This is a genomic window from Lysinibacillus sp. NPDC096418, assembly GCF_044762775.1.
Taxonomy (GTDB): Bacteria; Bacillota; Bacilli; order Bacillales_A; family Planococcaceae; genus Lysinibacillus.
In genome coordinates this window covers 70,243-91,558 of the sequence record NZ_JBIWEY010000017.1, presented here as the reverse complement: position 1 = coordinate 91,558, position 21,316 = coordinate 70,243, and the positions used below count along the sequence as shown (strand labels likewise).

General features: G+C 38.4%; 21 protein-coding genes. All 21 read right to left on the bottom strand.

Annotated elements, in window-relative coordinates; all coding sequences use genetic code 11:
* Positions 1 to 128: 128 nt before the first annotated feature.
* The 21 genes from ACIQZG_RS13980 to ACIQZG_RS13880 all read right to left on the bottom strand — a co-directional run bounded on the left by ACIQZG_RS13980 (position 129) and on the right by ACIQZG_RS13880 (position 21,311).
* Positions 129 to 701: a VanZ family protein gene (locus ACIQZG_RS13980; protein WP_402755949.1), complete on the bottom strand. Its 573-nt coding sequence runs from the start codon at positions 699 to 701 to the stop codon at positions 129 to 131.
* Positions 702 to 833: 132 nt separating this feature from the next.
* On the bottom strand, positions 834 to 2,363 hold the full coding sequence (locus ACIQZG_RS13975; RefSeq protein ID WP_402755947.1) for an acyl-CoA carboxylase subunit beta: 1,530 nt from the start codon (positions 2,361 to 2,363) through the stop codon (positions 834 to 836).
* A 224-nt stretch (positions 2,364 to 2,587) separates the two neighbouring features.
* Positions 2,588 to 3,370: an enoyl-CoA hydratase gene (locus ACIQZG_RS13970; protein ID WP_402755945.1), complete on the bottom strand. Its 783-nt coding sequence runs from the start codon at positions 3,368 to 3,370 to the stop codon at positions 2,588 to 2,590.
* Complete coding sequence (locus tag ACIQZG_RS13965; RefSeq protein WP_402755943.1) at positions 3,367 to 4,284, bottom strand: hydroxymethylglutaryl-CoA lyase; 918 nt, start codon at positions 4,282 to 4,284, stop codon at positions 3,367 to 3,369. Before ACIQZG_RS13965 ends, ACIQZG_RS13970 begins: the two co-directional genes overlap by 4 nt.
* Positions 4,285 to 4,296: 12 nt before the next feature.
* Positions 4,297 to 4,509, bottom strand: coding sequence for an acetyl-CoA carboxylase biotin carboxyl carrier protein subunit (locus ACIQZG_RS13960; protein WP_402755942.1), 213 nt, complete (start codon positions 4,507 to 4,509; stop codon positions 4,297 to 4,299).
* A 67-nt stretch (positions 4,510 to 4,576) separates the two neighbouring features.
* Positions 4,577 to 5,935 (bottom strand): acetyl-CoA carboxylase biotin carboxylase subunit, encoded by a 1,359-nt coding sequence (locus tag ACIQZG_RS13955; RefSeq protein ID WP_402755940.1) that lies wholly within the window; start codon positions 5,933 to 5,935, stop codon positions 4,577 to 4,579.
* A 15-nt stretch (positions 5,936 to 5,950) separates the two neighbouring features.
* Entirely contained in the window at positions 5,951 to 7,585 is a 1,635-nt protein-coding gene (locus ACIQZG_RS13950; protein WP_402755938.1) for an AMP-binding protein, read from the bottom strand.
* A 219-nt stretch (positions 7,586 to 7,804) separates the two neighbouring features.
* A complete protein-coding gene (locus ACIQZG_RS13945) occupies positions 7,805 to 8,947 on the bottom strand; it encodes an acyl-CoA dehydrogenase (protein ID WP_402755936.1) in 1,143 nt (380 codons plus the stop codon).
* Between the two features lie 54 nt (positions 8,948 to 9,001).
* Positions 9,002 to 9,652, bottom strand: coding sequence for a TetR/AcrR family transcriptional regulator (locus ACIQZG_RS13940; protein ID WP_402755934.1), 651 nt, complete (start codon positions 9,650 to 9,652; stop codon positions 9,002 to 9,004).
* A 167-nt stretch (positions 9,653 to 9,819) separates the two neighbouring features.
* On the bottom strand, positions 9,820 to 10,470 hold the full coding sequence (locus tag ACIQZG_RS13935; RefSeq protein ID WP_402755932.1) for a 3-oxoacid CoA-transferase subunit B: 651 nt from the start codon (positions 10,468 to 10,470) through the stop codon (positions 9,820 to 9,822).
* 2 nt (positions 10,471 to 10,472) lie between these two features.
* Positions 10,473 to 11,174, bottom strand: a complete 702-nt coding sequence (locus tag ACIQZG_RS13930; protein ID WP_402755930.1) for a CoA transferase subunit A — start codon at positions 11,172 to 11,174, stop codon at positions 10,473 to 10,475.
* Between the two features lie 77 nt (positions 11,175 to 11,251).
* The gene (locus ACIQZG_RS13925) at positions 11,252 to 12,163 is read right to left on the bottom strand and encodes a LysR substrate-binding domain-containing protein (protein ID WP_402755928.1); all 912 of its coding nucleotides are present in this window, start codon (positions 12,161 to 12,163) and stop codon (positions 11,252 to 11,254) included.
* A 373-nt stretch (positions 12,164 to 12,536) separates the two neighbouring features.
* Complete coding sequence (locus tag ACIQZG_RS13920; RefSeq protein ID WP_402755927.1) at positions 12,537 to 13,631, bottom strand: sensor histidine kinase; 1,095 nt, start codon at positions 13,629 to 13,631, stop codon at positions 12,537 to 12,539.
* Between the two features lie 8 nt (positions 13,632 to 13,639).
* Positions 13,640 to 14,338: a response regulator transcription factor gene (locus ACIQZG_RS13915; protein WP_402755925.1), complete on the bottom strand. Its 699-nt coding sequence runs from the start codon at positions 14,336 to 14,338 to the stop codon at positions 13,640 to 13,642.
* Between the two features lie 39 nt (positions 14,339 to 14,377).
* On the bottom strand, positions 14,378 to 15,115 hold the full coding sequence (locus ACIQZG_RS13910) for an ABC transporter permease (RefSeq protein ID WP_402755923.1): 738 nt from the start codon (positions 15,113 to 15,115) through the stop codon (positions 14,378 to 14,380).
* A 13-nt stretch (positions 15,116 to 15,128) separates the two neighbouring features.
* On the bottom strand, positions 15,129 to 15,875 hold the full coding sequence (locus ACIQZG_RS13905) for an ABC transporter permease (protein WP_402755921.1): 747 nt from the start codon (positions 15,873 to 15,875) through the stop codon (positions 15,129 to 15,131).
* Positions 15,847 to 16,788, bottom strand: coding sequence for an ABC transporter ATP-binding protein (locus tag ACIQZG_RS13900; protein WP_402755919.1), 942 nt, complete (start codon positions 16,786 to 16,788; stop codon positions 15,847 to 15,849). The genes ACIQZG_RS13905 and ACIQZG_RS13900 overlap by 29 nt, the downstream gene beginning before the upstream one ends.
* A gap of 392 nt (positions 16,789 to 17,180) precedes the next feature.
* Positions 17,181 to 18,233 carry a YkvI family membrane protein gene (locus tag ACIQZG_RS13895; RefSeq protein WP_402755917.1) on the bottom strand — a complete coding sequence of 351 codons (1,053 nt, stop codon included), beginning with the start codon at positions 18,231 to 18,233 and terminating at the stop codon, positions 17,181 to 17,183.
* A gap of 18 nt (positions 18,234 to 18,251) precedes the next feature.
* Entirely contained in the window at positions 18,252 to 19,358 is a 1,107-nt protein-coding gene (gene menC, locus ACIQZG_RS13890) for an o-succinylbenzoate synthase (RefSeq protein ID WP_402755915.1), read from the bottom strand.
* Position 19,359: 1 nt separating this feature from the next.
* Positions 19,360 to 20,172, bottom strand: coding sequence for a GNAT family N-acetyltransferase (locus ACIQZG_RS13885; RefSeq protein ID WP_402755913.1), 813 nt, complete (start codon positions 20,170 to 20,172; stop codon positions 19,360 to 19,362).
* 23 nt (positions 20,173 to 20,195) lie between these two features.
* Positions 20,196 to 21,311, bottom strand: a complete 1,116-nt coding sequence (locus tag ACIQZG_RS13880) for a M20 peptidase aminoacylase family protein (RefSeq protein ID WP_402755911.1) — start codon at positions 21,309 to 21,311, stop codon at positions 20,196 to 20,198.
* Positions 21,312 to 21,316 lie beyond the last annotated feature (5 nt).

The window sequence follows — 21,316 nt, the reverse complement described above, 5'->3', positions numbered from 1 at the left end:
CGGACACCCTTGCTCTTGGCTAACCTCTACTTCTGTCTTCGGGGTTCGGGACTTACACCCTATAGTTCATGTGCATGCCGGGCGCACCAAAAAAAAGCTACGTGAATTTTCACGTAGCCTTTAAGAAGTTATTTTTTTCGTTTTGAAAATCGTAGCATAAATTTATAGCTTAAATAGCCAAGCCAAGCGCCAGCAGTATTTAAAATTAAATCATCAATATCAGTTGAACCTACTCTAAAAATAAATTGTATCGTTTCCACCGCTAGGCTCGAGATAAATCCTACAAGGAGTACTGGCCACACTTTTCGAAAACGCTTCGATAATAACGGCAGCAAAAAGCCCATCGGTGTAAAAATCAATAAGTTCCCAAGTAAATTCACAACAATTAAATTCATATTAAAATACTGTGAGTAATTTATGTATCGCATAATCGTTTCAAACGGTACAAAATTAGTTGTTCCTCGCCACGTACTATAATCGAATAAACCAAGCTCACCTAGTGTATATTCACCACGGAACAAGACGACTACAACATTTACCAAACGATCAATTACTAATTTATAAAATGCTATACAAGAGTAGACACTAAACAGCAACCAGCCTATGAATTTTATCTCCATATAATGTTTATCAATCCACACGCGGTACGGTAATGGCAACTTGGCATCATCCTGCACGTTGGATATATTATTTTTCGCCACTCCATCACCACCTACTCTCTTTTATCCATCTCATATTTTAATACGTTATCCCTACCTATGCAATGGGGTAAATATAGCAAAAAACCGTTTTAAAAGCCTCTTTCTTGGCTTTTAAAAACGGTTTTTCATTTTTTATACTGGGTTGACACCGTGCTTTCGTTGTGAGAATAACACATATTTCGACATGTATAATTCCAAGCGTGTTTCAAGTGCTTTACGCAAATCATTCGGCTCGATGACATCGTCGATGATTAGCTCCGATGCAAGGCGATAGACATCAATTTCCTCTTGATACTCTTTTCGTTTTTCTGCGATAAAGTTTGCCTGTTCTTCTTTTGGAAGCTCCGCAATTTTATTTGCATATACTGCATTTACTGCCGCCTCAGGACCCATTACAGCAATTTGTGCATTAGAAAGGGCAATACAACAATCTGGCTCAAATGCTGGGCCTGCCATTGCATAAAGCCCGGCGCCGTATGCTTTACGCACAATAACCGTTAGCTTAGGCACAGTCGCTTCACTCATCGCGAAAATCATTTTCGCACCGTGACGGATAATCCCAGCCTTCTCAACTTGTGTACCGATCATAAAGCCTGGCACATCCACTAAGAAAATTAGTGGAATGTTAAATGCATCACATAATGAGATAAACTTCGCTGCTTTGTCAGCAGAATCTTGGAACAATACCCCACCCTTTGCACGAGGCTGATTGGCAATAATCCCAACAGATTGCCCGTTAATACGCCCTAGCCCTGTAATTAATTCTGGTGCGAATAATTTCTTCACTTCACAAAACGAATCTTCATCAATTAATCGGTCAATTAGTTGATACATATCAAACGGCACATTTTGGTTTTTTGGAATTAATTCATCAATTGATTTTTCAAATGATGCTGGCGGTTTCGGCGCTTCCACTTTACTGCGCTCAGTGAAATTATTCGGGAAATAGCCCAAATATTTTCGTGCATACGTAATGGCTTCTTGCTCTGTTTTGGCAAGTACATCACCACACCCCGATACCGAGCAATGCATTTTTGCCCCCCCCATTGTTTCTAAATCTACTTTTTCACCAATGACCATTTCCGCCATCCTTGGTGAGCCTAAGTACATCGATGCATTACCTTCCACCATCACAACAATATCGCAAAACGCTGGAATATAAGCACCACCAGCTGCTGAAGGACCAAACAATAAGCAAACTTGTGGTATTTTCCCCGATAACTTTACTTGATTGTAGAAAATACGCCCTGCTCCACGACGCCCCGGGAACATTTCTAACTGATCAGTAATACGTGCACCTGCAGAATCCACTAAATATAGTAACGGACAATTTAACTTTTCAGCCGTCTCTTGAATACGAATAATTTTTTCTACGGTACGCTTGCCCCAAGAGCCTGCTTTAATCGTTGAATCATTCGCCATGATACACACTGTCCGGCCATGGATCTTTCCAATACCCGTGACAACACCATCTGCTGGCAAATCCCCAGCTAAACAGTTGGCGTATAAACCATCCTCTGATTGCAACCCGTCATCTAATAATAATTCGAGACGCTCACGTACGAATAATTTTCCTTGTTGGGTATTTTTCTCGTGATACTTCGGCTGACCCCCAGCTAAAATTTGTTCCTTCATCGTATTCGCTGTCGCTGTATTGCTCATGTCCAATTCCTCCTTATTCCAATCAATTACGCCTCGGCGTAATTGTATCTGCCGCTTTCGAGCAGTTAAACAATGCGTTTGGACTTTGAATTGTGCTCACACAATTCAAATCCATGACATCCTCCTGAGGCTTTAATATGATTCAATTTGCATTTGAATGCCCTCTGAATGAAAATTATTCTTACCACCTTTAAGGTTTGAGATTACTACTGAATCAAAATAGATTACTGTCCTGAATATTGCGGTGCTCGCTTTTCTTGGAATGCCAATAATCCTTCCAAACGATCTTCTGTTGGAATAAGTGCACTATATGCAAGGGATTCTATTTTTAAGCCCGTCGCTAAATCTACTTCAGTCCCTTGGTTAATGGCGATTTTCGCTTGCCTTAGAGATAGCGGCGCATTCTTTGCCATTTCCTCTGCGAGTTGTAGAGCTTTTTCTCGTAATTCATGACCTTCATAGACATATTCTACAATCCCGCAGCTTTTTGCTTGTTCTGCATTTAAACGACGTGCTGTATAAATTAATTCCTTTGCTTTTCCAATCCCAATAAGTCGTGGTAAACGCTGTGTACCACCTGCTCCTGGAATAATGCCTAGAGACGTTTCTGTAAGCCCAACCTTTGTATGCGTAGCTGCCATACGTAAATCGCAAGCAAGCGCTAGCTCAAGTCCACCACCAAATGCAACGCCATTTAACACAGCAATCACAGGTTGCGCAAGTGCTTCTACCTTTGTCACTGTCTCTCCGATCAATTGCACAATTTGCTTCACTTGTCTGTCAGACATACCTTGACGTTCTTTTAAGTCTGCTCCTGCGCAGAATGCCTTTTCTCCAGCACCAGTTAATAAGACAACCCGCACAGTTGGATCACCGTTTACGCGGTCAAGTGTAGCACCTAGCTCAGTTAATAACTGCACAGACATTGCATTTGCCGCAACAGGTCTCGATAATGTGATGAGCCCTACACCTTCTGCTAGTATTTCAAATTGAACAAATTGTGTCATAACGCCTGCGCACTCCTTTCATTGCGGACAATTGCCATTTGTTTAGATGCAACCGGTTTACCAAGTTTCTGCTCAACAAATGTCGCCGCTTCTAGCACTGCATTCATTTCAACACCCGTATGAATACCCATTTCATCAAATAGATACAATAAGTCTTCGGTGGCCACATTGCCAGATGCCCCTTTTGCATATGGACAACCACCTAGACCACCAAGCGCACTATCGAATTTTGAAATCCCCATTTCTATGGATTTCACTATATTCGCAAGCGCTGTACCACGCGTATCGTGAAAATGCATCGCAAACTTTTCCGCCGGATATCGTTTTAATAATTCCTCTAATAGACGCTCCACTTGCGTCGGCACACCAACACCAATCGTGTCACCTAAAGAAATTTCAGCGACGCCCATTTCAAGTAATTTATCTGCTACGTGTAAAACTTGCTCCGGCTGTATGTAGCCTTCATAAGGACAACCAATCACCGTTGATATATAACCACGTACTTGCTTACCAGCTGCTTTTGCTCCTAAAACGACTTCCTCTAACACTGGAAATGTCTCAGATATCGTTTTATTAATATTGTTCTGGTTATGGCTTTCACTAGCTGACATGAAGACACTGGCTTCATCTATATTCGCCTCCAATGCACGTTCTAAACCGCGCATATTCGGTATAAGTGCTGCATACGTAATATCTTTTTCTCGCTTGATAGCTTGTAATACTTCTACTGCATCTGCAAGCTGAGGTATCCACTTCGGATGTACAAAAGACGTTACTTCAATATAATTTAGGCCCGTCTGACTAAGTAAATCTACCAGCTGTACTTTATCTTCAGTGGCTATGTGAACCTTTTCATTTTGCAAACCATCTCTAGGACCTACTTCCTTTAACGTCACATGCTTCGGTAGTTGCATACCCGTGCCCCCTTATCCGATTTCTAAAATAGCATCATCTACGTTAATGAAATCTCCTTCATTGGCAATGATCTTTGTGACAACACCACTTTCTTCCGCTGCAATTGGAATTTCCATTTTCATCGATTCTAAAATTGCAACATCTTGCCCTGCTGAAACTTGATCGCCCTCTGCTACGACAATTTTCCAAACCGTTCCTGCCATACTCGCTTTTACAACTTCCATCATGAATCCCTCCAAATAGTTGGTAGTAAGGAAGTATTGCAACTACCGTTGCAATACTCCTCCATCTTTACTTCATTTCTTCTAGCTGGGGCAGATAGTATTCCTCAACGAATTTAGTCGTTGTCAAACCTTTTAAAAACTGCTCATGGGTTACAGTTTTTAAAAGCATTGGGATGTTTGTTTGAATACCTTCTACTTTGTAATTTGTTAAAGCTTGTGTAAGACGCTCACATGCAATTGCACGCGTCTCGCCCCACGCTACTAATTTTCCAATCATTGGGTCATAGAATGGTGTAACAGTTGAACCTGCCTCTACACCACATTCATGTCGAATGCCTTCCCCAATCGGTAGCTCAAGCTCTGTGATTTTCCCTGGGGATGGGAAAAACGTCGTTGGATTTTCTGCGTAAATTCGTACTTCAATCGCATGACCTTGTTTCTCTATACTGTCCCGCGTGAATGCTAGTGGCTGTTTGGCCGCAACTTTCAATTGCTCCTCTACAAGATCTAGCTTCGTAATCTCTTCCGTCACCGGATGTTCGACTTGTAAGCGCGTATTCATCTCTAAGAAATAAAAATTTTGGTTAGCATCTACTAAATACTCAATCGTGCCTGCATTGACATAGCCAATATGTTGAACTGCTTGCACAGAGACATCTAGCATACGCATTCTCGTTTCTTCCGAGATGAACGGGGATGGCGCCTCCTCGACGACTTTCTGATTACGCCTTTGAATGGAGCACTCGCGTTCAAATAACGGGACAACATTGCCGTCATGGTCGGCGATGATTTGCACTTCTACATGGTGGGGATTGGCGATAAATCGTTCCATGTACATCGTGCCATCACCGAAGAATGACTGCGCACGTTTTTGGTTTCCTTCAAAAGCTTTTGCCAACTCCTCGGCGTTTTCCACAAGCTGCATACCAATACCACCGCCACCAGCAGATGCTTTCAACATAATGGGATAGCCAATACGGGACGCAATCTCAATGGCTTCTGCTGCATCTTTCACAGGTGATTCCACACCTTCTACAATGGGCACACCTGCTGCTTTCATTGTCTTACGCGCTTCTAATTTACTGCCCATTGACGCAATTACATCTGCACCCGGCCCGATAAAAATAAGACCAGCCTCTGTACAACGTCTCGCAAAATCAGCGTTTTCTGATAGCAAGCCGTAGCCTGGATGAATAGCCTCTGCATTACTTTCTTGTGCCACTTCAAGAATACGCTCAATATTTAAATAACTGTGTGCAACAGGTGGTTTACCAATACAGTACGCTTCGTCTGCTTCCCTAACATGTAGGGCTTCCGCATCAGCCTCTGAGTACACTGCGACAGTTTGAATATTTAATCGTTTACACGTTCTAATAATACGCATAGCTATTTCACCACGATTTGCAATTAACACTTTCTTGAACATTACCCTGCCCCCTTTCTATATAACTGCTGCTACAAAATCCTCACGCAATTTAAACTTTTGCACTTTACCTGAAGCTGTCATTGGAAAACTATCGATAAAGAAAATGTGACGTGGGATTTTTTGCCTTGAAATTTTACCTCGGCAAAAATCTCGAATATCTTCTGCAGTTGCCTGCTCACCATCTCGTAATATTATCCAAGCTGCAGCTTCTTCACCGTAAACTGGATCAGGTACACCAGCTACTTGCACATCGAAAATTTTCGGGTGCGTATAAAGGAATTCTTCAATTTCACGCGGGTAAAGATTTTCCCCACCTCGAATAATCATGTCTTTTAAACGCCCTGTCACACGTATATAACCAGCTTCGTCCATTGTCGCCAAATCCCCAGTGTGCAGCCAGTTTTCACTATCAATTGCTATACTAGTTTCCTCTGGATTTCTGTAGTACCCTGTCATTACGTGATATCCCCTAGTACATAACTCGCCTTGCTCATTCGGTGGCACTTCTTCGTTTGTATCAGGGTCCACAATTTTCACTTCTAGATTTGGTAATGCACGTCCAACTGTCTCAACCTTCAAATTGAGCGGATCATCTACTCTTGTTTGCGTGATAACCGGCGAGGACTCTGTTTGTCCATAACAGATTGTTACATCTCTCATGCCCATTTTTTCGATAACTGCTTTCATCACTTCTATTGGACAGTTCGAACCTGCCATTACACCTGTACGTAATGTCGATAAGTCAAATGACGAAAAATTCGGTAAATTTAGTTCACTAATAAACATTGTTGGCACACCATGTAAAGCGGTACACTTTTCTTTTTCTACCGTTTTCAGTACTTCTTCCGGTGAAAACTCCTGCACCGGTACCATCGTACCTCCACTCGTTGTAATGGCCAGCGTACCGATTACACAGCCAAAGCAATGGAAAAATGGTACTGGAATGCACAAGCGATCTTCATGTGTTAAATTCATGCACTCAGCAATATTAACCGCGTTATTCACTAGGTTAAAATGCGATAACATGACTCCCTTTGGAAAGCCTGTTGTTCCCGATGTATATTGAATATTAATGACATCATCATGGCGCAACGTTCCTTGTCTTGTATCTAACTGGTCTTCCGTAACTTGCTCAGCAGCCGATAATACATCCGACCAATTCAGCACACCTGGATAATTGTTTTCACCTATTAAAATCACATTCTTTAATAGAGGTAAACGCTTAGATTGTAGATTTCCAGGTTCACAATGCTCAAGTTCAGGACATAATTCTTGCAGTGTATTTATGAAAGAATGATCACGATATTGTTCGATTAAAATTAATGTTTTCGAATCAGACTGTTTTAGTAAATATTCTAACTCACTCGCTCGGTAATTGGTGTTCACCGTTACAATGGGAGCACCCATTTTCCCTGTGCCGAACTGCAATTGCACCCACTCGGGAACATTCGTCGTCCACACAGCGATATGATCACCTTTTTCAATACCAAGTGCCATCAAACCTCTAGCAACTAAGCGACTCTGTTTATTTAACTCCTCATAAGTCATTCGTAAGTCTCTATCTGCATACACAAGCGCTTCACGTTTCGGATACTTTTCACATTGTTCATCTAGCAACTGACCAATTGTTTGATACACAAGATTTGCCATGAAAATCCTCCTTGTAATAGTTACTCAATTACGTCCCGGCGTAATTACGGCCAGATTTTGAATTATGCCTAGGCCTGCGTGACGCAGGTCAGTCAGCCGTTGTCGTCTGAATACGACGTACATAGGCTGACATCCTCTTCCTTTCAAAATCTGTGACATCCGCCAGAGGCTCAACTTTAATCAGCCCGCGTATAGCGGCTGGTTAAAAATTGACTAGTTTTAACAGCCAATTAAACGAGAAATAACTAGACGTTGAATTTCAGATGTACCTTCACCGATCTCCATTAACTTAATATCACGTAAATGACGCTCTACATCATATTCTTTCATATACCCCGAACCACCATGAATTTGAATTGCTTGATTACAAGTACGGAAACCCATTTCCGAGGCAAATAATTTTGCCATCGCAGCTTCTTTTCCAAATGGTTTCTTCTGATCTTTTAGCCATGCTGCTTTATGTACTAACGTACGAGCAAGCTCTATTTCCATTGCCATATCAGCTAATTTAAATTGTATCGCTTGGAATTTTGAGATAGATACACCAAATTGTTCACGCTCTTTTGCGAATTGTAGCGCTTTTTCGTAAGCTGCTTGTGCGATTCCTACAGATAATGCTGCAATGGAAATACGCCCGCCATCTAGTGTGTTTAAAAATTGACTAAACCCACGCTTTTCATCACCAAGTAAATTCGCTCTTGGTACACGGACATTTTGCAACACAATCTCACATGTATTAGAACCACGCACACCCATCTTGTCGTAATTACAGTTGATCGTGACACCTGGAGTATTGGTTGGCACGATAATCGACGAAATAATTTTTTTGCCATCTTCACGTTTACCCGTGACCGCTGTGACGATAATTTGACGTGCATGACCTGCATTCGTAATCCAGCATTTTTCACCATTAATGACATAGTCTTCACCATCAACGACTGCTGTTGTGCGTGTACCTCCAGCGTCTGATCCAGCATTTGGCTCTGTTAAGCCGAATGAACCGAGAGTCTCACCCTTTGCAAGTGGGACAAGCCATTCGCGTTTTTGCTCCTCTGTACCAAAATTATAAATTGGCGCAGCCCCTAAACTAATGGCAGCTGCATAACTTAAACCTGTCCCCCCACAAGCGCGGCCAATTTCTTCAACAGCAATTGCGTAAGAAACGGTATCTCCACCTGAACCACCGTATTCTTCTGGGAATGGGATACCCATCAAGCCGAGCTCCGCCATTTTTTCAAAGCTCTCTATTCGCATTGTTGATGTTTCATCCACTTCACGCGCATATGGCTTAATTTCCTTCTCAGCAAACTCACGCACCATATCTCGAATCATCTCTTGCTCTTTTGTCAGTTCAAAGTTCATTCCTAGCTCCCCTTTGCATCTACTAATATAGTTAAACCGACTAGTCGGTTTGTTCTACTGATTAATAAAACCAGTCTCTCTCGCTGGCTTCATCATCAACATAAATTGAGTTGCTTCTTCTCTAGCTTGTTCAGTTACAATTGAACGTAAAATCATATCCGTAAATACTTCTGTAATTTCTTTCATAGTCAGCGGTCCTGTCTGCTTATACCATTTGTATGTCCAGTTAATCATGCCAACAATCGCCATTGTCACAATCGTACTCGGTAATTCCGCTCGAAAATCGTTTGTTTCCTGCCCTTCAACAATGACTTTCTGTAAAATATTCCGATACTGATTGCGTTTTTTATGGATAAGTTCACTGTATACTTCTGACAACGAATCGCTTTCTTCATAAAATACTGTAATATGTGCCTGATACACATCAAATACTTCCGTAAGTGTTTGGACCATTGCACATAATCTAGTAATCGGTGTGTCGTACTGGTCGTATGCTTGTTGTGATTTTTTAATAACATATGAGATGAATACATCATGAATTTCATATAATAATTCATCTTTTGATTTAAAATTATGATAAAATCCACCTTTTGAAGCACCTATATATTCGACAATACGATCGACCGTCACACCATGATAACCATCTTGCTGAAACAGTATTAAAGAAGCCTCTACAATTCTTTGCTTTAATGTTTTCTTCACCATAAGCATCTATCCCTCATTTGCAACTCTGAACCTCACCACTCATTTTATCTAACTATGAAAATATTATGACAAATTTAATATAGCATTCAAAAAAATGGATGTCTATCATTAAATTAGTCGATTTTTGTATTTTCGAGTATTTTTTAGTCGTTAAACAGAAATTTATTTTAATACACTTTCAGGCTATCACTAATTACAAACGACGCTTCTGTCTTCGCACGAATTTCTTCCACTGATAATGCTGCTACTTTTTCCACTAACATCATTCCACTAGGTGTAAAATCAAAAACAGCTAAATCCGTGATTAAACGATGAATCACACCCTGCCCTGTTAGTGGTAGCGTGCACGTTTTTTTCACCTTGGATTCTCCATGCTTTGACATATGCTCCATAATGACTATGACACGCTTTGCTCCCTGTACAAGGTCCATCGCACCACCCATACCTTTAATCATCTTGCCAGGAATCATCCAGTTCGCTAAATCACCATTCTCTGAAACTTCCATACCACCTAAAATTGCTAAATCAATATGCCCGCCACGAATCATGGCAAACGACTCTGCACTATCAAAATAAGAGGCACCTGCCACTGCTGTTACCGTTTCTTTGCCCGCATTAATTAAGTCCGCATCTACTTCCGATTCAGTCGGATACGGCCCGATGCCTAGAAGACCATTTTCAGATTGTAATAGGACCTGATAGTTCGCCGGAATTTCATTTGCCACTAATGTAGGCATACCGATCCCCAGGTTAACGTTCATACCATTTTCAATCTCTTGCACAGCACGACGTACAATACGATCTCTTATTTCAGACATAGTTAGCCAACCTCCTTAGCAGTCATTAGTCGTTCAATACGTTTCTCATAGTTTTCACATACTAAAACATGTTGCACGTATACACCAGGTGTATGAATTTCATCAGGATTTAATGCGCCTACTTCCACAATTTCTTCAACTTCAGCAATCGTGATTTTCCCAGCTGTCGCTGCGAGCGGATTAAAATTACGTGCCGTTTTACGGTACACTAAATTGCCAAGTGCATCTGCCTTCCACGCCTTTACCAACGCATATTCACCAACAATTGCTCGTTCCTCTAAATACAACTTGCCATCAAATTCTTTCGTCGGCTTCCCTTCAGCAATCGGTGTCCCAACACCTGTTGCTGTATAAAAAGCCGGAATACCTGCACCACCAGCACGGATGCGTTCTGCTAATGTACCTTGCGGCGTTAACTCTACTTCAAGTTCCCCGCTTAAAAATTGCTGCTCAAATATTTTATTTTCACCTACATAGGATGAAACCATCTTCTTAATTTGTTTGTTTGCTAATAAAAGTCCAAGACCAAAATCATCGACACCACAATTATTGCTAACAACAGTTAAATCCTTCGTACCTTTTTGACGAATTGCTTCAATCGCCTTCTCTGGAATACCACAAAGTCCAAATCCTCCTACAATCACCGTATGGCCATCCTTTAAATCCACAAGTGCTTCTTCAAAAGTTTGTTTTACTTTCGTCATACCCATCACCCCTTGTACTCAAATGTACTATAATGTTAGCCCTATTATTTCCATAAGAGAAATGCATATATCGCATATTATTTATTCCTTAACGGAATAAATGATTGCCATGACCATGATTTTGTATGAATCATTTTCACTAATTCCTGCAGGGCGAATGACTTATAACGGTCTTTTAAACTGACTAAACCTAGTTTCCAAATAAGTGAATTCGTTAGCGGAATAATTCTCACATTTGAATTTGACTGCTTTTCATAAATAGCACGTGGCAAAATCGTGATGCCTAAATTGAGGCCAATCAGTTCCACAATTAAGTCCCACTGCGAACTTTTATAGACAATGTCAGGTGAGAAGCCCTCATTTTCACAGGCACGAATAACAAAATCATGTAAGGCATATTCATTAGAAAATAAAATAAACTTTTCGTTTTTTAATTCTTCAACCGACACCTCTGCACACTGTGCAAAAGAATGGTCTTTATGTACATATAAAACAAAATCATCCTCAATAAATGGAACAATCGTAAACGCTGGCTCCTCAATCGGCAAAACAACAAAAGCCACATCCACTTGCCCAGAATGCACTAATTCACTGATTAGCTTAGCCCCACGCTCCACGAGTTCTAACGTAACTTTCGGATACTGTTGATGGAAGGTACGCGCAATTTCAGGGAAAAATAATGTGCCAATCAATGGTGGAATACCCAACTTAATCGTTCCTAATTGAACATCACGTATATCTTGAATTGACTGCCCCAACTCCTGCAGGTTATATAAAATTTTTTGCCCATGTTCGTAGACTACTGCGCCAATATCTGTAACTTGCAACTGCCTTGTCGTTCGTTGCAGTAATTGTGCCTGCAATTCATTTTCTAGGCGCTTCATACTTTTACTTAACGTAGGTTGCGAAATAAATAACGCTTCCGCTGCTTTTGTATAGCTGCTATGCTCCACAATGGCCATAAAGATTTGTAAATCCCGTAATTCCATTCTCTTCAACCCCATTCCGCTCTATCTGTTACTTATTAGCGTTGTATCACCTATTTCCCTTTCAGAAACTGGTAAAACCTTAAATAAAAAAAGATTTTCCCTTATGCAATTCATGTACATAAGAAAAAATCTCTAAGTTTGTGTGGTATCACGTTCATTCTTTATAACGCACGTAAAATGGCTCGTGTAATAATACTTATACCTATATTAAGACGATTTCTGTTTAATCTCTTTTTAGGATGATAAAAGTTACTATTGAATTTGTGAAATGCACTGTAAATATACAACTGCACATAAACACATTGAGAATTGTAATTCATGTACTTTTCACCAAATAATAACAACTTCACTTCACAGAGACCTCTTAGCTAAATTAGAAAAGAATAATTATTTCCGTTCCTTTACCCACCTCACTTTCCACTAACAGCACCGCATCATGTAATTCTACTAATTGCTTAGTTATTGCCAAGCCCAAACCTGTGCCTGAAGTATTTTCTGTTGTCGTTCCACGATAGTATCGATTAAACATATTATTTTGCTCTTCCTCATTCATTCCTTTACCGTTATCTGCAATCTTTATAGTGAATTCATTTTGCACCTCATTATAAAAACAGGAGATAACAATCTTTGTTTTTTCAGGATTATGTATGATGGCATTCATGATGAGATTAGAGATAATTCTATTCATCGCTTTAGGATTAAAAGACCATTCATAATTTGTTATATTGAATTCAAAGAGGATTTCATGATGAGAAATATCGGGTAATTGTTGAAATTCAAGAACAATCGTTTCTATGACCGGAATAATATTTGCTTTTGTTTTATGGATTGAATATTTTCCTTGTTCAAGTTGTAAGGTCACATGTAATTCATCAAGTAGTTCCCTTAAATGAACTGATTTTTCGTACATTATTTTCATCGAGGCTAACATCTCTTCTTTATTGTATTGCTCCGGTTGCTCAATGATCATATTTGTATATCCTTGGATATAGGATAAAGGCGTTTTCAAATCATGTGTTATGCCCGCTGTCCACTCACTTCGCCTTTTATCAATAATCTCGCGCTCAATTTTATTTTCCTCTAATTTATACGTTAATGATTTCAGATTTAAATAAATCTCATCAAAAAGAGGAAAAAAAATCATTTTTTTGTTTTTCTTATTATGTGGAATTGGTACCGTGTGATTGCCATTAGTTAATTGATCCAACCAATTACTAAAGTAAAAAAACGGCTCAGATATTTTCCTTACATAAAATACACCAAGTAAAATAATAGCGATTATAATTGGAACAAAAGCCGTAACTACTGCCCAAATAACATTTGAACCTATCTTGATATCAAAAATTTTCTCTGCAATAATCGTTGAAAATACGTAAGATAAAATCGAAGTTGTGAACATCGAAAAAAAAGATACGATAATTATAAGTAAAAATAAACTTAAAAAATGCAATAATAACTTCTTTTTCATGTACTAACTCATCCTTTGGAAACAAATTTATAACCCAAACCCCTAATATTAATTAATTTCTCAGGTAAACTTGGATTTTCCTCAATTTTCTTCCTAAGCCTTCTAATATGAACAACGACAGTATTTTCATATCCTCTTCCTAGCTCTCCCCACACTGCCCTATGTAATTGCGCGGTACTGAAAACTTGATTAGGATGTTTAATCAGAAAACATAATAACTCATATTCTTTTAACGGCATTGCGACTGAACTACCATTAATCAAAACTACCGCTTCTTTCATATCAACCTTTATTCCCTCGATTTCATAAATAAACGTTGTTGCCTTTTGAATATTTTCAAGTTTTTGTCGCCTAGTGATAGCTTTTATTCTCGCAATTACTTCCATTGGATTAAATGGTTTTTTAATATAATCATCTCCACCTAATGTAAGTCCTGATATCACATCAAAATCAGTAGTTTTTGCTGATAAAAAGAGAATCGGGGTTTGACATTTAGAGCGAATTCTTTTACATACTTCAAAACCATCCATATCAGGTAACATAATATCCAAAATAATTAAATCGATTGGCTGTTTTTCTACTATGTTTAAAGCTTCTTCACCTGAATAGGCTGCATATAAATGGGAATAACCGTTTTTTGAAAGAGCCATTTTCAACATATCAATAATTCCCTTTTCGTCATCTACAAGTAAAATCTTCTCACTCATATATGTTCTCCTATCTAGTGTTGCTTATGCTTTTAGTAGTTACATAAACTCCCCACTTTTGTTTATTGTTTTATTTCCCCATATATAAAGCATAAAAGAAAGGATAAAAACAAGGATATAAAAATAACTCAATGAATGCGTTAGCCCCGTTTCTGTTGGCGATGCCATTGCAATTGAAGGTAACGTCCAAGGATAATATTGTTCAAGGTTCAGTATCATCATGACTAAGGAAAAAAAAGTGCATAAAACATTTAGAGATAAAGAGAACATAAAACTCTTTGTTTTTATCGCTAGTATTAATTGAAAAGCTGCAACAGGGAAAATAGCAATCCATCCGTTTATAGTAGCTTTCAAAAAGAAATTTATGTTCATATGTTCTTGTAAACCGATTAAACTTCCAGCTATTCTAAAAAAAACAAGATGCATCATTTGTGTAATTAGTAATAATAAAACTAATAGAAATAGCTTTGAAAGAAATATCCCTCCCCTTTTTACGGGTAAAGAAAACAATTGCTTCCACCCCCCTGTTAAATGATCTGCTCTACACAAAAATATAGCATATAATCCTGATAAGATAGGAAATAAAAATAAACCATAAAAGAATGTTACTTGGTTCCACAATTGATACCATTCATTGATTCCGCTTTTAGATAGAATATCTAAAGATGATGTATAATTAAAAGACCCTAAAAAAGCTCCCAAAATAGGTACGATTAATACTAAAATCCAGATTCTTTGTCTTTTTAGTTTCATTAACTCTATTTGAAAAAGATCCATACAAGAATGCCCCCTATACTATATCCCGTTTCGTAAAATGAAGCATGCCCATCAATATAATTAGAGCGCCAATTACGAGACTTAACCCTACATATATACTAGAATTTTCGGTTTGTATTATACTCATATTTTGGGCTTCATCAATGACTAGTTGTATTGGTAATACTGACGTTGGAAAAGTCCAAAACAAAAATCTTCCTACCTCAAATGGAAAAACATAAAATGTATAACTAAAAATCGCTGAAAAAATCCCTATACTCAATGGAAATGCTTGATTCTTTATAATGAGCGAAAGCCAGAGTTGAAAGGCGATTATTGGAATATAAGCTATAACAAGTGAAACAAATGCTTTTAGAATTAGATTCATGACATTTACATCCGTTCCTATAAATATAAATCCTATAAATATAAACCCAATCATCACACTTATAAAAAAAATAAGTTCAGCAATAATGCATTCCATCAGTTTTGCGAAATAAATTTTGCTCTTTCTTAATGGGAAAGTAAAGATTTGTTTCCACGTATTGTATCTGTGCTCAGAATTGGCAATGTAACTACATATCAATGCCATCGATATTGGAAAGAAGATTGAACATACCGTACTCATTTGTAACAAGTAACTTTCCCAGGGTGATTCATCAATAGGGTTTTTCCCTATCGACAAACTTGCAAGTAGTAATACAACTACTCCTGAAATAAGAGGTAGGAGAAATACATACTTGTTCATTTTTTTAAAATCTATTTGAATCAAGGTCCACATGATTTTCTTCATCCTTCCTAATTAAATTCAGGAAAATTTTCTCTAGTGGCTCTTTATGTTCTTCAATTCTGTATACTTGTATCGCATTTTCAACTAACAATTTATTAATAGCCGCAACTTCCGTGTATTCTATTTTACTAATCACAAAGCCATTATCATGATTAGTAAACTTTATTTTTCTATCTGTTAATAATCGTTGAGAATGCTCGATTTCTTCCACATGAAAGTAAGTAGATGACTGGCTAAAATTTCTTAAACTACTCATTTCCCCTTGAAATATTAACCTCCCTTTATTGATAATTCCAACATGTGTAGCAATTTGATCAATTTCACTCAGTAAATGACTGGATATAATGACTGTCATTCCAAATTTCTTTGGGAAAGACTTTATTAGCTCTCTTATTTCCTCAATACCTGATGGATCGAGACCATTTGTTGGTTCGTCTAAAATCAGTAATTCTGGTTTCCCTAAAATAGCTGACCCAATACCTAATCTTTGTTTCATACCAAGCGAGAAATTCTTTGCAAGCTTATCTTTTGCCATGTTTAGTCCCACGATTTGAAGTACTTCATTTATTCTTACGTCAGGAATTTTTCTAATCTTCGCGATTATCTTCAGATTTTCAAATGCAGTTAAATTTCCATAATACGAAGGAGATTCTACTAGAGAACCAACATTTTTTAATACCTCAATTCTATTTTCTATAACGGATTTACCACTTATTCGAATTGTACCTTTAGATGATTTAATTAATCCTAAAAGCATTCGAATCGTTGTCGTTTTTCCAGCACCATTCGGTCCTAAAAAACCATAGATTTGCCCTTTCCTTACCTCTAATGAGACATTGTCTACGACAGTAGAATGTTTGTATTCTTTTGTTAAGTTTGTTGTTTCGGTAATCATCTTTTCCATCCTCTCACCTCAAATGCAAAGATATCAGACGAAAATGAACAGAAAAAGAATAGAATATTAACAGAACATTAATCTTTAACAATGGGATATAGCACAGGTTAAAAAATATTCATAAGCTGTGGTCTCGCAACTCATACATGAATAGTTTTATATAAAAAACCCCCAAATCTTATTTAAAAAAGATTTGAGGGCTCTATATTTAAATATTCATGAGACTTTTAAGCTCTTCATCAAAACAGCGCTTGACTCCATTTAGCAACTAAAAAGATTCGCGCTCCTAGCTTAAAAAGCAAAAACCAAAAAGTATGCTAGGTCGGGAGAGCCTGCTAAAATAACAAGCGGTTATGCTGGTTCGCAGGAATCTTCCTTTTTAAGAGTGATGGGAGCTCAATCTATGAAGTTGCAGGCACCTTTCGTACCCAAGCAATGATGACAGCCAGGATAAGTGCAAATCCTAAATATCCCACTGTTGAATATACTTTACCTACTAATGTTGTAAATCCTACTAAACTCGCAGCGAATCCTATTAAGCCAATAAGGACTATACTCGGTTTAAAATATTTATGTTCTGGTGCTACAAAACGTACTGTAAATGCATAAAACATGCCGACTGCCGTGTTGTACATCATACCTAATAATGCAATTGACATTAACACACCTACAAATGGATGAATTTGTTTTGCCAATTCTAGCGTTGGCATCGCGGTACCACCGACAATATCCATTTTAACGAACATCGTAATATTAATAAGTAGAATTAACGCACCAAGCATTAGTCCACCAAAAAGACCGCCTAACCCAGCAACTTTACGATCTTTCACTGTCCCCCCCATAACAATTAACATCGCTGCACCAGCTGCAATATTATATGATACGTAAAGTAATGCCCCTATAAACCAATTCGAAGCCGCGGATGGTTGTTCCTTCGCTAAAACATCTTGCTGTGTAATAGTTAAATCCATTGTGAATATGGAATAAATCAAAATAATAAAGATAATCCCCATTAAATAAGGTGTCACTAAAGCTATTATATTAATAATATTTTTAACATTTAATAGCAATGTTAAAATAGTAATTACCACCATAAATATACTACCGATCATTGGATCTATGCCGAACATTTGATTGAATGTTGAGCCTGAGCCAGCGAACATGACTACAGCTACGCCAAATAAGAAGAACGTAATTAACACATCCAAAATCGTTCCAACGTAGCGTCCACCTATGTGGTAAATAACTTCTTTATGCGAAGTCGTTTTTAAATCTGTACCGAGTTGTGCTAAATTCAAACCTAAAAACGCAAATGCAATTGTTGCCACAATCGCCCCTGCAATGCCGTATAAACCAAAGCTTGTAAAGTATTGCATGATTTCTTGTCCAGATGCAAAGCCAGCTCCTATGATTAACCCGACAAATGCACTACCTATTTGCAAACTTTTCTTCATAGAACACCTGCTTAATAATTATTTATATGTTTTTTGTGCTACTGTAAATGAATTGATTGTTTCCACATTTACGTCATAGCCGATTCCTGATTTTTGAGGAACCTGAATATAACCGTCTTCCGCAACGACCTCTGGCTCGATGACATCGTTTTCCCAATAACGAGATGAGCCTGCTGTATCACCTGGTAATATGAAATTTGATAGCGTTGTTAATGCAACATTATGGGCACGCCCAATGCCTGACTCTAACATCCCGCCACACCAAACTGGGATATTATTCGCTTCACAGTAATCATGTATTTTCTTCGCTTCAGTTAAGCCACTAACACGACCAATTTTAATGTTAATGATCCGTGTACTTCCTAATTCCACAGCTTTACGTGCATCTTCTAAAGAATGAATACTTTCATCTAAACAAATTGGTGTATCGATAAATTTTTGCAATTTTGCGTGGTCGATAATATCATCTGAAGCTAAAGGTTGTTCGATCATTGTTAAATTAAAGGCATCTAATTGCTTTAATGTCTCTGCATCCTCTAGGTTATATGCAGAGTTCGCATCTGCCATAAACGCTACGTCCGGGTAGGTTTCACGTAATGTACGCATAACTTCTACATCCCAGCCTGGCTTAATTTTAATTTTCATGCGTTTGTAGCCTTCTTTTACATAGCCATCTACTAATGCTACTAGGCCCTCAATCGATTGTTGAATACCAATACTAATACCAACCTCAATTTTGTCTTTTTTACCACCAAGTGCAGCTGCCAATGATTGATTTGTTTGCTGTGCATAAATATCCCAAATAGCACCTTCTAGTGTCGATTTCGCCATATTATTTTTGCGAATTGGCTTAAAGATTTCGTTTACTTCATCTGGATGACTAATTTCTTTGTTCAAAATAAGCGGGATTAAGAAATCCTCTAGAATATGCCAGTTCGTTTGTAATGTTTCTTCGTTATACCACGGTGAATGGAACGCAACAGATTCACCCCAACCAATAGTGCCTGATTCATCTTTCGCTTCTAAGACTAAGAAGTCTCTATCCGTAAATGTGCCAAAACTTGTTGTAAATGGGGCCTTCAATTTCATTTTTAGTTGACGAATTGTAATTTCTGTAATTTTCATGTTAGTTAGCTCCTTCCAAGCCTAATGTTGCTAATTTTACAAGTACATACTCGTTGTAAATGTCTTGTTGTTGTAATTGAACTGCTGTATAGCCTTGTGCAAATAAGTTTTGCAACAACTTACGCGTTTGTAAACGCCATTCTAATGCTAACGCTGGATCCTTTGTTTTCAATGTTTGAAAATCCTTTGGTACAGGTAGTGCGTATACACTTTCATTGAATACAAAATTTTCCGAAATTTCTAGTTGCGGCAAGCCCTGCTCATTTAATGTACAACTCGCTACAGGTACAGCGTTAGTTGCATCAATTGATACATCATCGATGACATAATCAGATGTTAAATACCAACTCACTTCAAAACAATCAGAAGGTAAACCCTTGTTTAAACCATCCTGCATTTCACCGTAACAGTTTTGCTCATATTTGTGGCAAACACCATTTAGCTTCGAAAGATTTAAATAACCATTACGGGTTTCTAACGGATCAAAAGTCCACACCATTAAATCATAGCCTCGCTCAATCGCAAGCATTTGCTGGGCATTTTTTAATGATTCACCAATTCCTTGTGAGCGATAATTTTCATCAATACCGAGCATATGTGAACATAAGTAACTTTTACCCTCCCGAAATCCCGCGAACCCATAGCTAAAGCCTACTAATTTATCGCCATCATAAGCGCCTACAACGATTCCACCATTTTTCACCGCTGTTAATGTCTGATGAATCGGAATCGGTGGCATCCCCCACACATCGTATTCAAGCTGCTGTACTTGCTCAAGTTGTTCAATTGTCTTTACTTCTCGAATATCAATCATTCAAATCGCTTCTTTCTTATTCTTTATAAAGCTCGTGATATAGCTTTCGTAATAATTTTTACACCCGTTAGAAGACGTTCTCTATTAAAAGTCATGTCCGGATGATGTAGGCCTGGTGTGACTCCACATCCAAGTCCGAGCATTGTTGCCTTAAGATTAGGACGATCATATGTATAAAAATGGAAATCTTCACCACCCGGTGTCACAACAGGTAATGCACAAGCTGATTCACCGACTACATCAATAATGGCATTTCGCATATGCTCCATGGCCTCATCATTCACTAAGGCAGCAACGATATTTGCATCTACTTGAAGGTCCACCTTCGCACCGTACATTACTTCTACGGATGCTATTACACGTTTAATTCCTGCTGTTATAGCATCCATCACTTCGTTTGTTTGTGCACGACTATCAATACTGAAGGTTGCCTTTCCAGGAATAATATTTGTTGAAGTACCACCTGCATTGAACTGAGTCATTTTAACTGAGGCCGATACATTCGGGTCTGTCCAAATCTTTTGTAAACCATCTACAATCGCTGCCCCAACTTCAATCGCATTGATTCCCAATTCAGGGCGTGCACCATGCGCTTCTTCCCCAATAATCGATCCTGTAAAAAGCCTCGCCGCCCCGTGATACAGCGCAGGGGCATAAGTGCCGTCTTGTAATTCTTTTAATGGACGAACATGGACACCAAATAGATAGTCTAAGTCATCAATCACACCTTTTTCCACAAATGCTCGAGCACCCGCTGCCTTTTCTTCCGCCGGTTGAAATAGAATTCGTACCGCACCAGCAAGGTTCGCTTCCATCTCCTTCAAAACTAGCGCTGTCCCAATAGCCATCGTCATATGGCCATCGTGTCCACAAGAATGGTTTGCTTTAAAGACACCATCTACTTCTTGCCATAGTGCATCTATATCTGTACGAAACCCTACTTTTGGTGTCCCTTTACCGATATCAACGTAAAGTCCAGTCATATCTTCGAACAATTGTGGCTTCATACCTGCCTCTTTTAATAATTTCGCAATAAAATTCGTTGTTTGATATTCTTGCCAACTAACTTCTGCGTGTTCATGTAAGTGAGTAAAAATTTCATCAAGTCTAGATTGTAAATTTACTAAAATCTCTTTCATGTTTG

Excerpts from the sequence above, each read along its gene's own strand:
- ACIQZG_RS13960 (WP_402755942.1), bottom strand. The coding sequence starts at position 4,509 with ATGGAAGTTGTAAAAGCGAGTATGGCAGGAACGGTTTGGAAAATTGTC.
- ACIQZG_RS13905 (WP_402755921.1), bottom strand. The coding sequence starts at position 15,875 with ATGTGGACCTTGATTCAAATAGATTTTAAAAAAATGAACAAGTATGTA.
- ACIQZG_RS13920 (WP_402755927.1), bottom strand. The coding sequence starts at position 13,631 with ATGAAAAAGAAGTTATTATTGCATTTTTTAAGTTTATTTTTACTTATA.
- ACIQZG_RS13895 (WP_402755917.1), bottom strand. The coding sequence starts at position 18,233 with ATGAAGAAAAGTTTGCAAATAGGTAGTGCATTTGTCGGGTTAATCATA.
- ACIQZG_RS13940 (WP_402755934.1), bottom strand. The coding sequence starts at position 9,652 with ATGGTGAAGAAAACATTAAAGCAAAGAATTGTAGAGGCTTCTTTAATA.
- ACIQZG_RS13915 (WP_402755925.1), bottom strand. The coding sequence starts at position 14,338 with ATGAGTGAGAAGATTTTACTTGTAGATGACGAAAAGGGAATTATTGAT.
- ACIQZG_RS13965 (WP_402755943.1), bottom strand. The coding sequence starts at position 4,284 with ATGCAACTACCGAAGCATGTGACGTTAAAGGAAGTAGGTCCTAGAGAT.
- ACIQZG_RS13950 (WP_402755938.1), bottom strand. The coding sequence starts at position 7,585 with ATGGCAAATCTTGTGTATCAAACAATTGGTCAGTTGCTAGATGAACAA.
- ACIQZG_RS13925 (WP_402755928.1), bottom strand. The coding sequence starts at position 12,163 with ATGGAATTACGGGATTTACAAATCTTTATGGCCATTGTGGAGCATAGC.
- ACIQZG_RS13930 (WP_402755930.1), bottom strand. The coding sequence starts at position 11,174 with ATGACGAAAGTAAAACAAACTTTTGAAGAAGCACTTGTGGATTTAAAG.
- ACIQZG_RS13970 (WP_402755945.1), bottom strand. The coding sequence starts at position 3,370 with ATGACACAATTTGTTCAATTTGAAATACTAGCAGAAGGTGTAGGGCTC.
- ACIQZG_RS13885 (WP_402755913.1), bottom strand. The coding sequence starts at position 20,172 with ATGATTGATATTCGAGAAGTAAAGACAATTGAACAACTTGAGCAAGTA.
- ACIQZG_RS13955 (WP_402755940.1), bottom strand. The coding sequence starts at position 5,935 with ATGTTCAAGAAAGTGTTAATTGCAAATCGTGGTGAAATAGCTATGCGT.
- ACIQZG_RS13880 (WP_402755911.1), bottom strand. The coding sequence starts at position 21,311 with ATGAAAGAGATTTTAGTAAATTTACAATCTAGACTTGATGAAATTTTT.
- ACIQZG_RS13945 (WP_402755936.1), bottom strand. The coding sequence starts at position 8,947 with ATGAACTTTGAACTGACAAAAGAGCAAGAGATGATTCGAGATATGGTG.
- menC (WP_402755915.1), bottom strand. The coding sequence starts at position 19,358 with ATGAAAATTACAGAAATTACAATTCGTCAACTAAAAATGAAATTGAAG.
- ACIQZG_RS13910 (WP_402755923.1), bottom strand. The coding sequence starts at position 15,115 with ATGGATCTTTTTCAAATAGAGTTAATGAAACTAAAAAGACAAAGAATC.
- ACIQZG_RS13900 (WP_402755919.1), bottom strand. The coding sequence starts at position 16,788 with ATGGAAAAGATGATTACCGAAACAACAAACTTAACAAAAGAATACAAA.
- ACIQZG_RS13975 (WP_402755947.1), bottom strand. The coding sequence starts at position 2,363 with ATGAGCAATACAGCGACAGCGAATACGATGAAGGAACAAATTTTAGCT.
- ACIQZG_RS13935 (WP_402755932.1), bottom strand. The coding sequence starts at position 10,470 with ATGTCTGAAATAAGAGATCGTATTGTACGTCGTGCTGTGCAAGAGATT.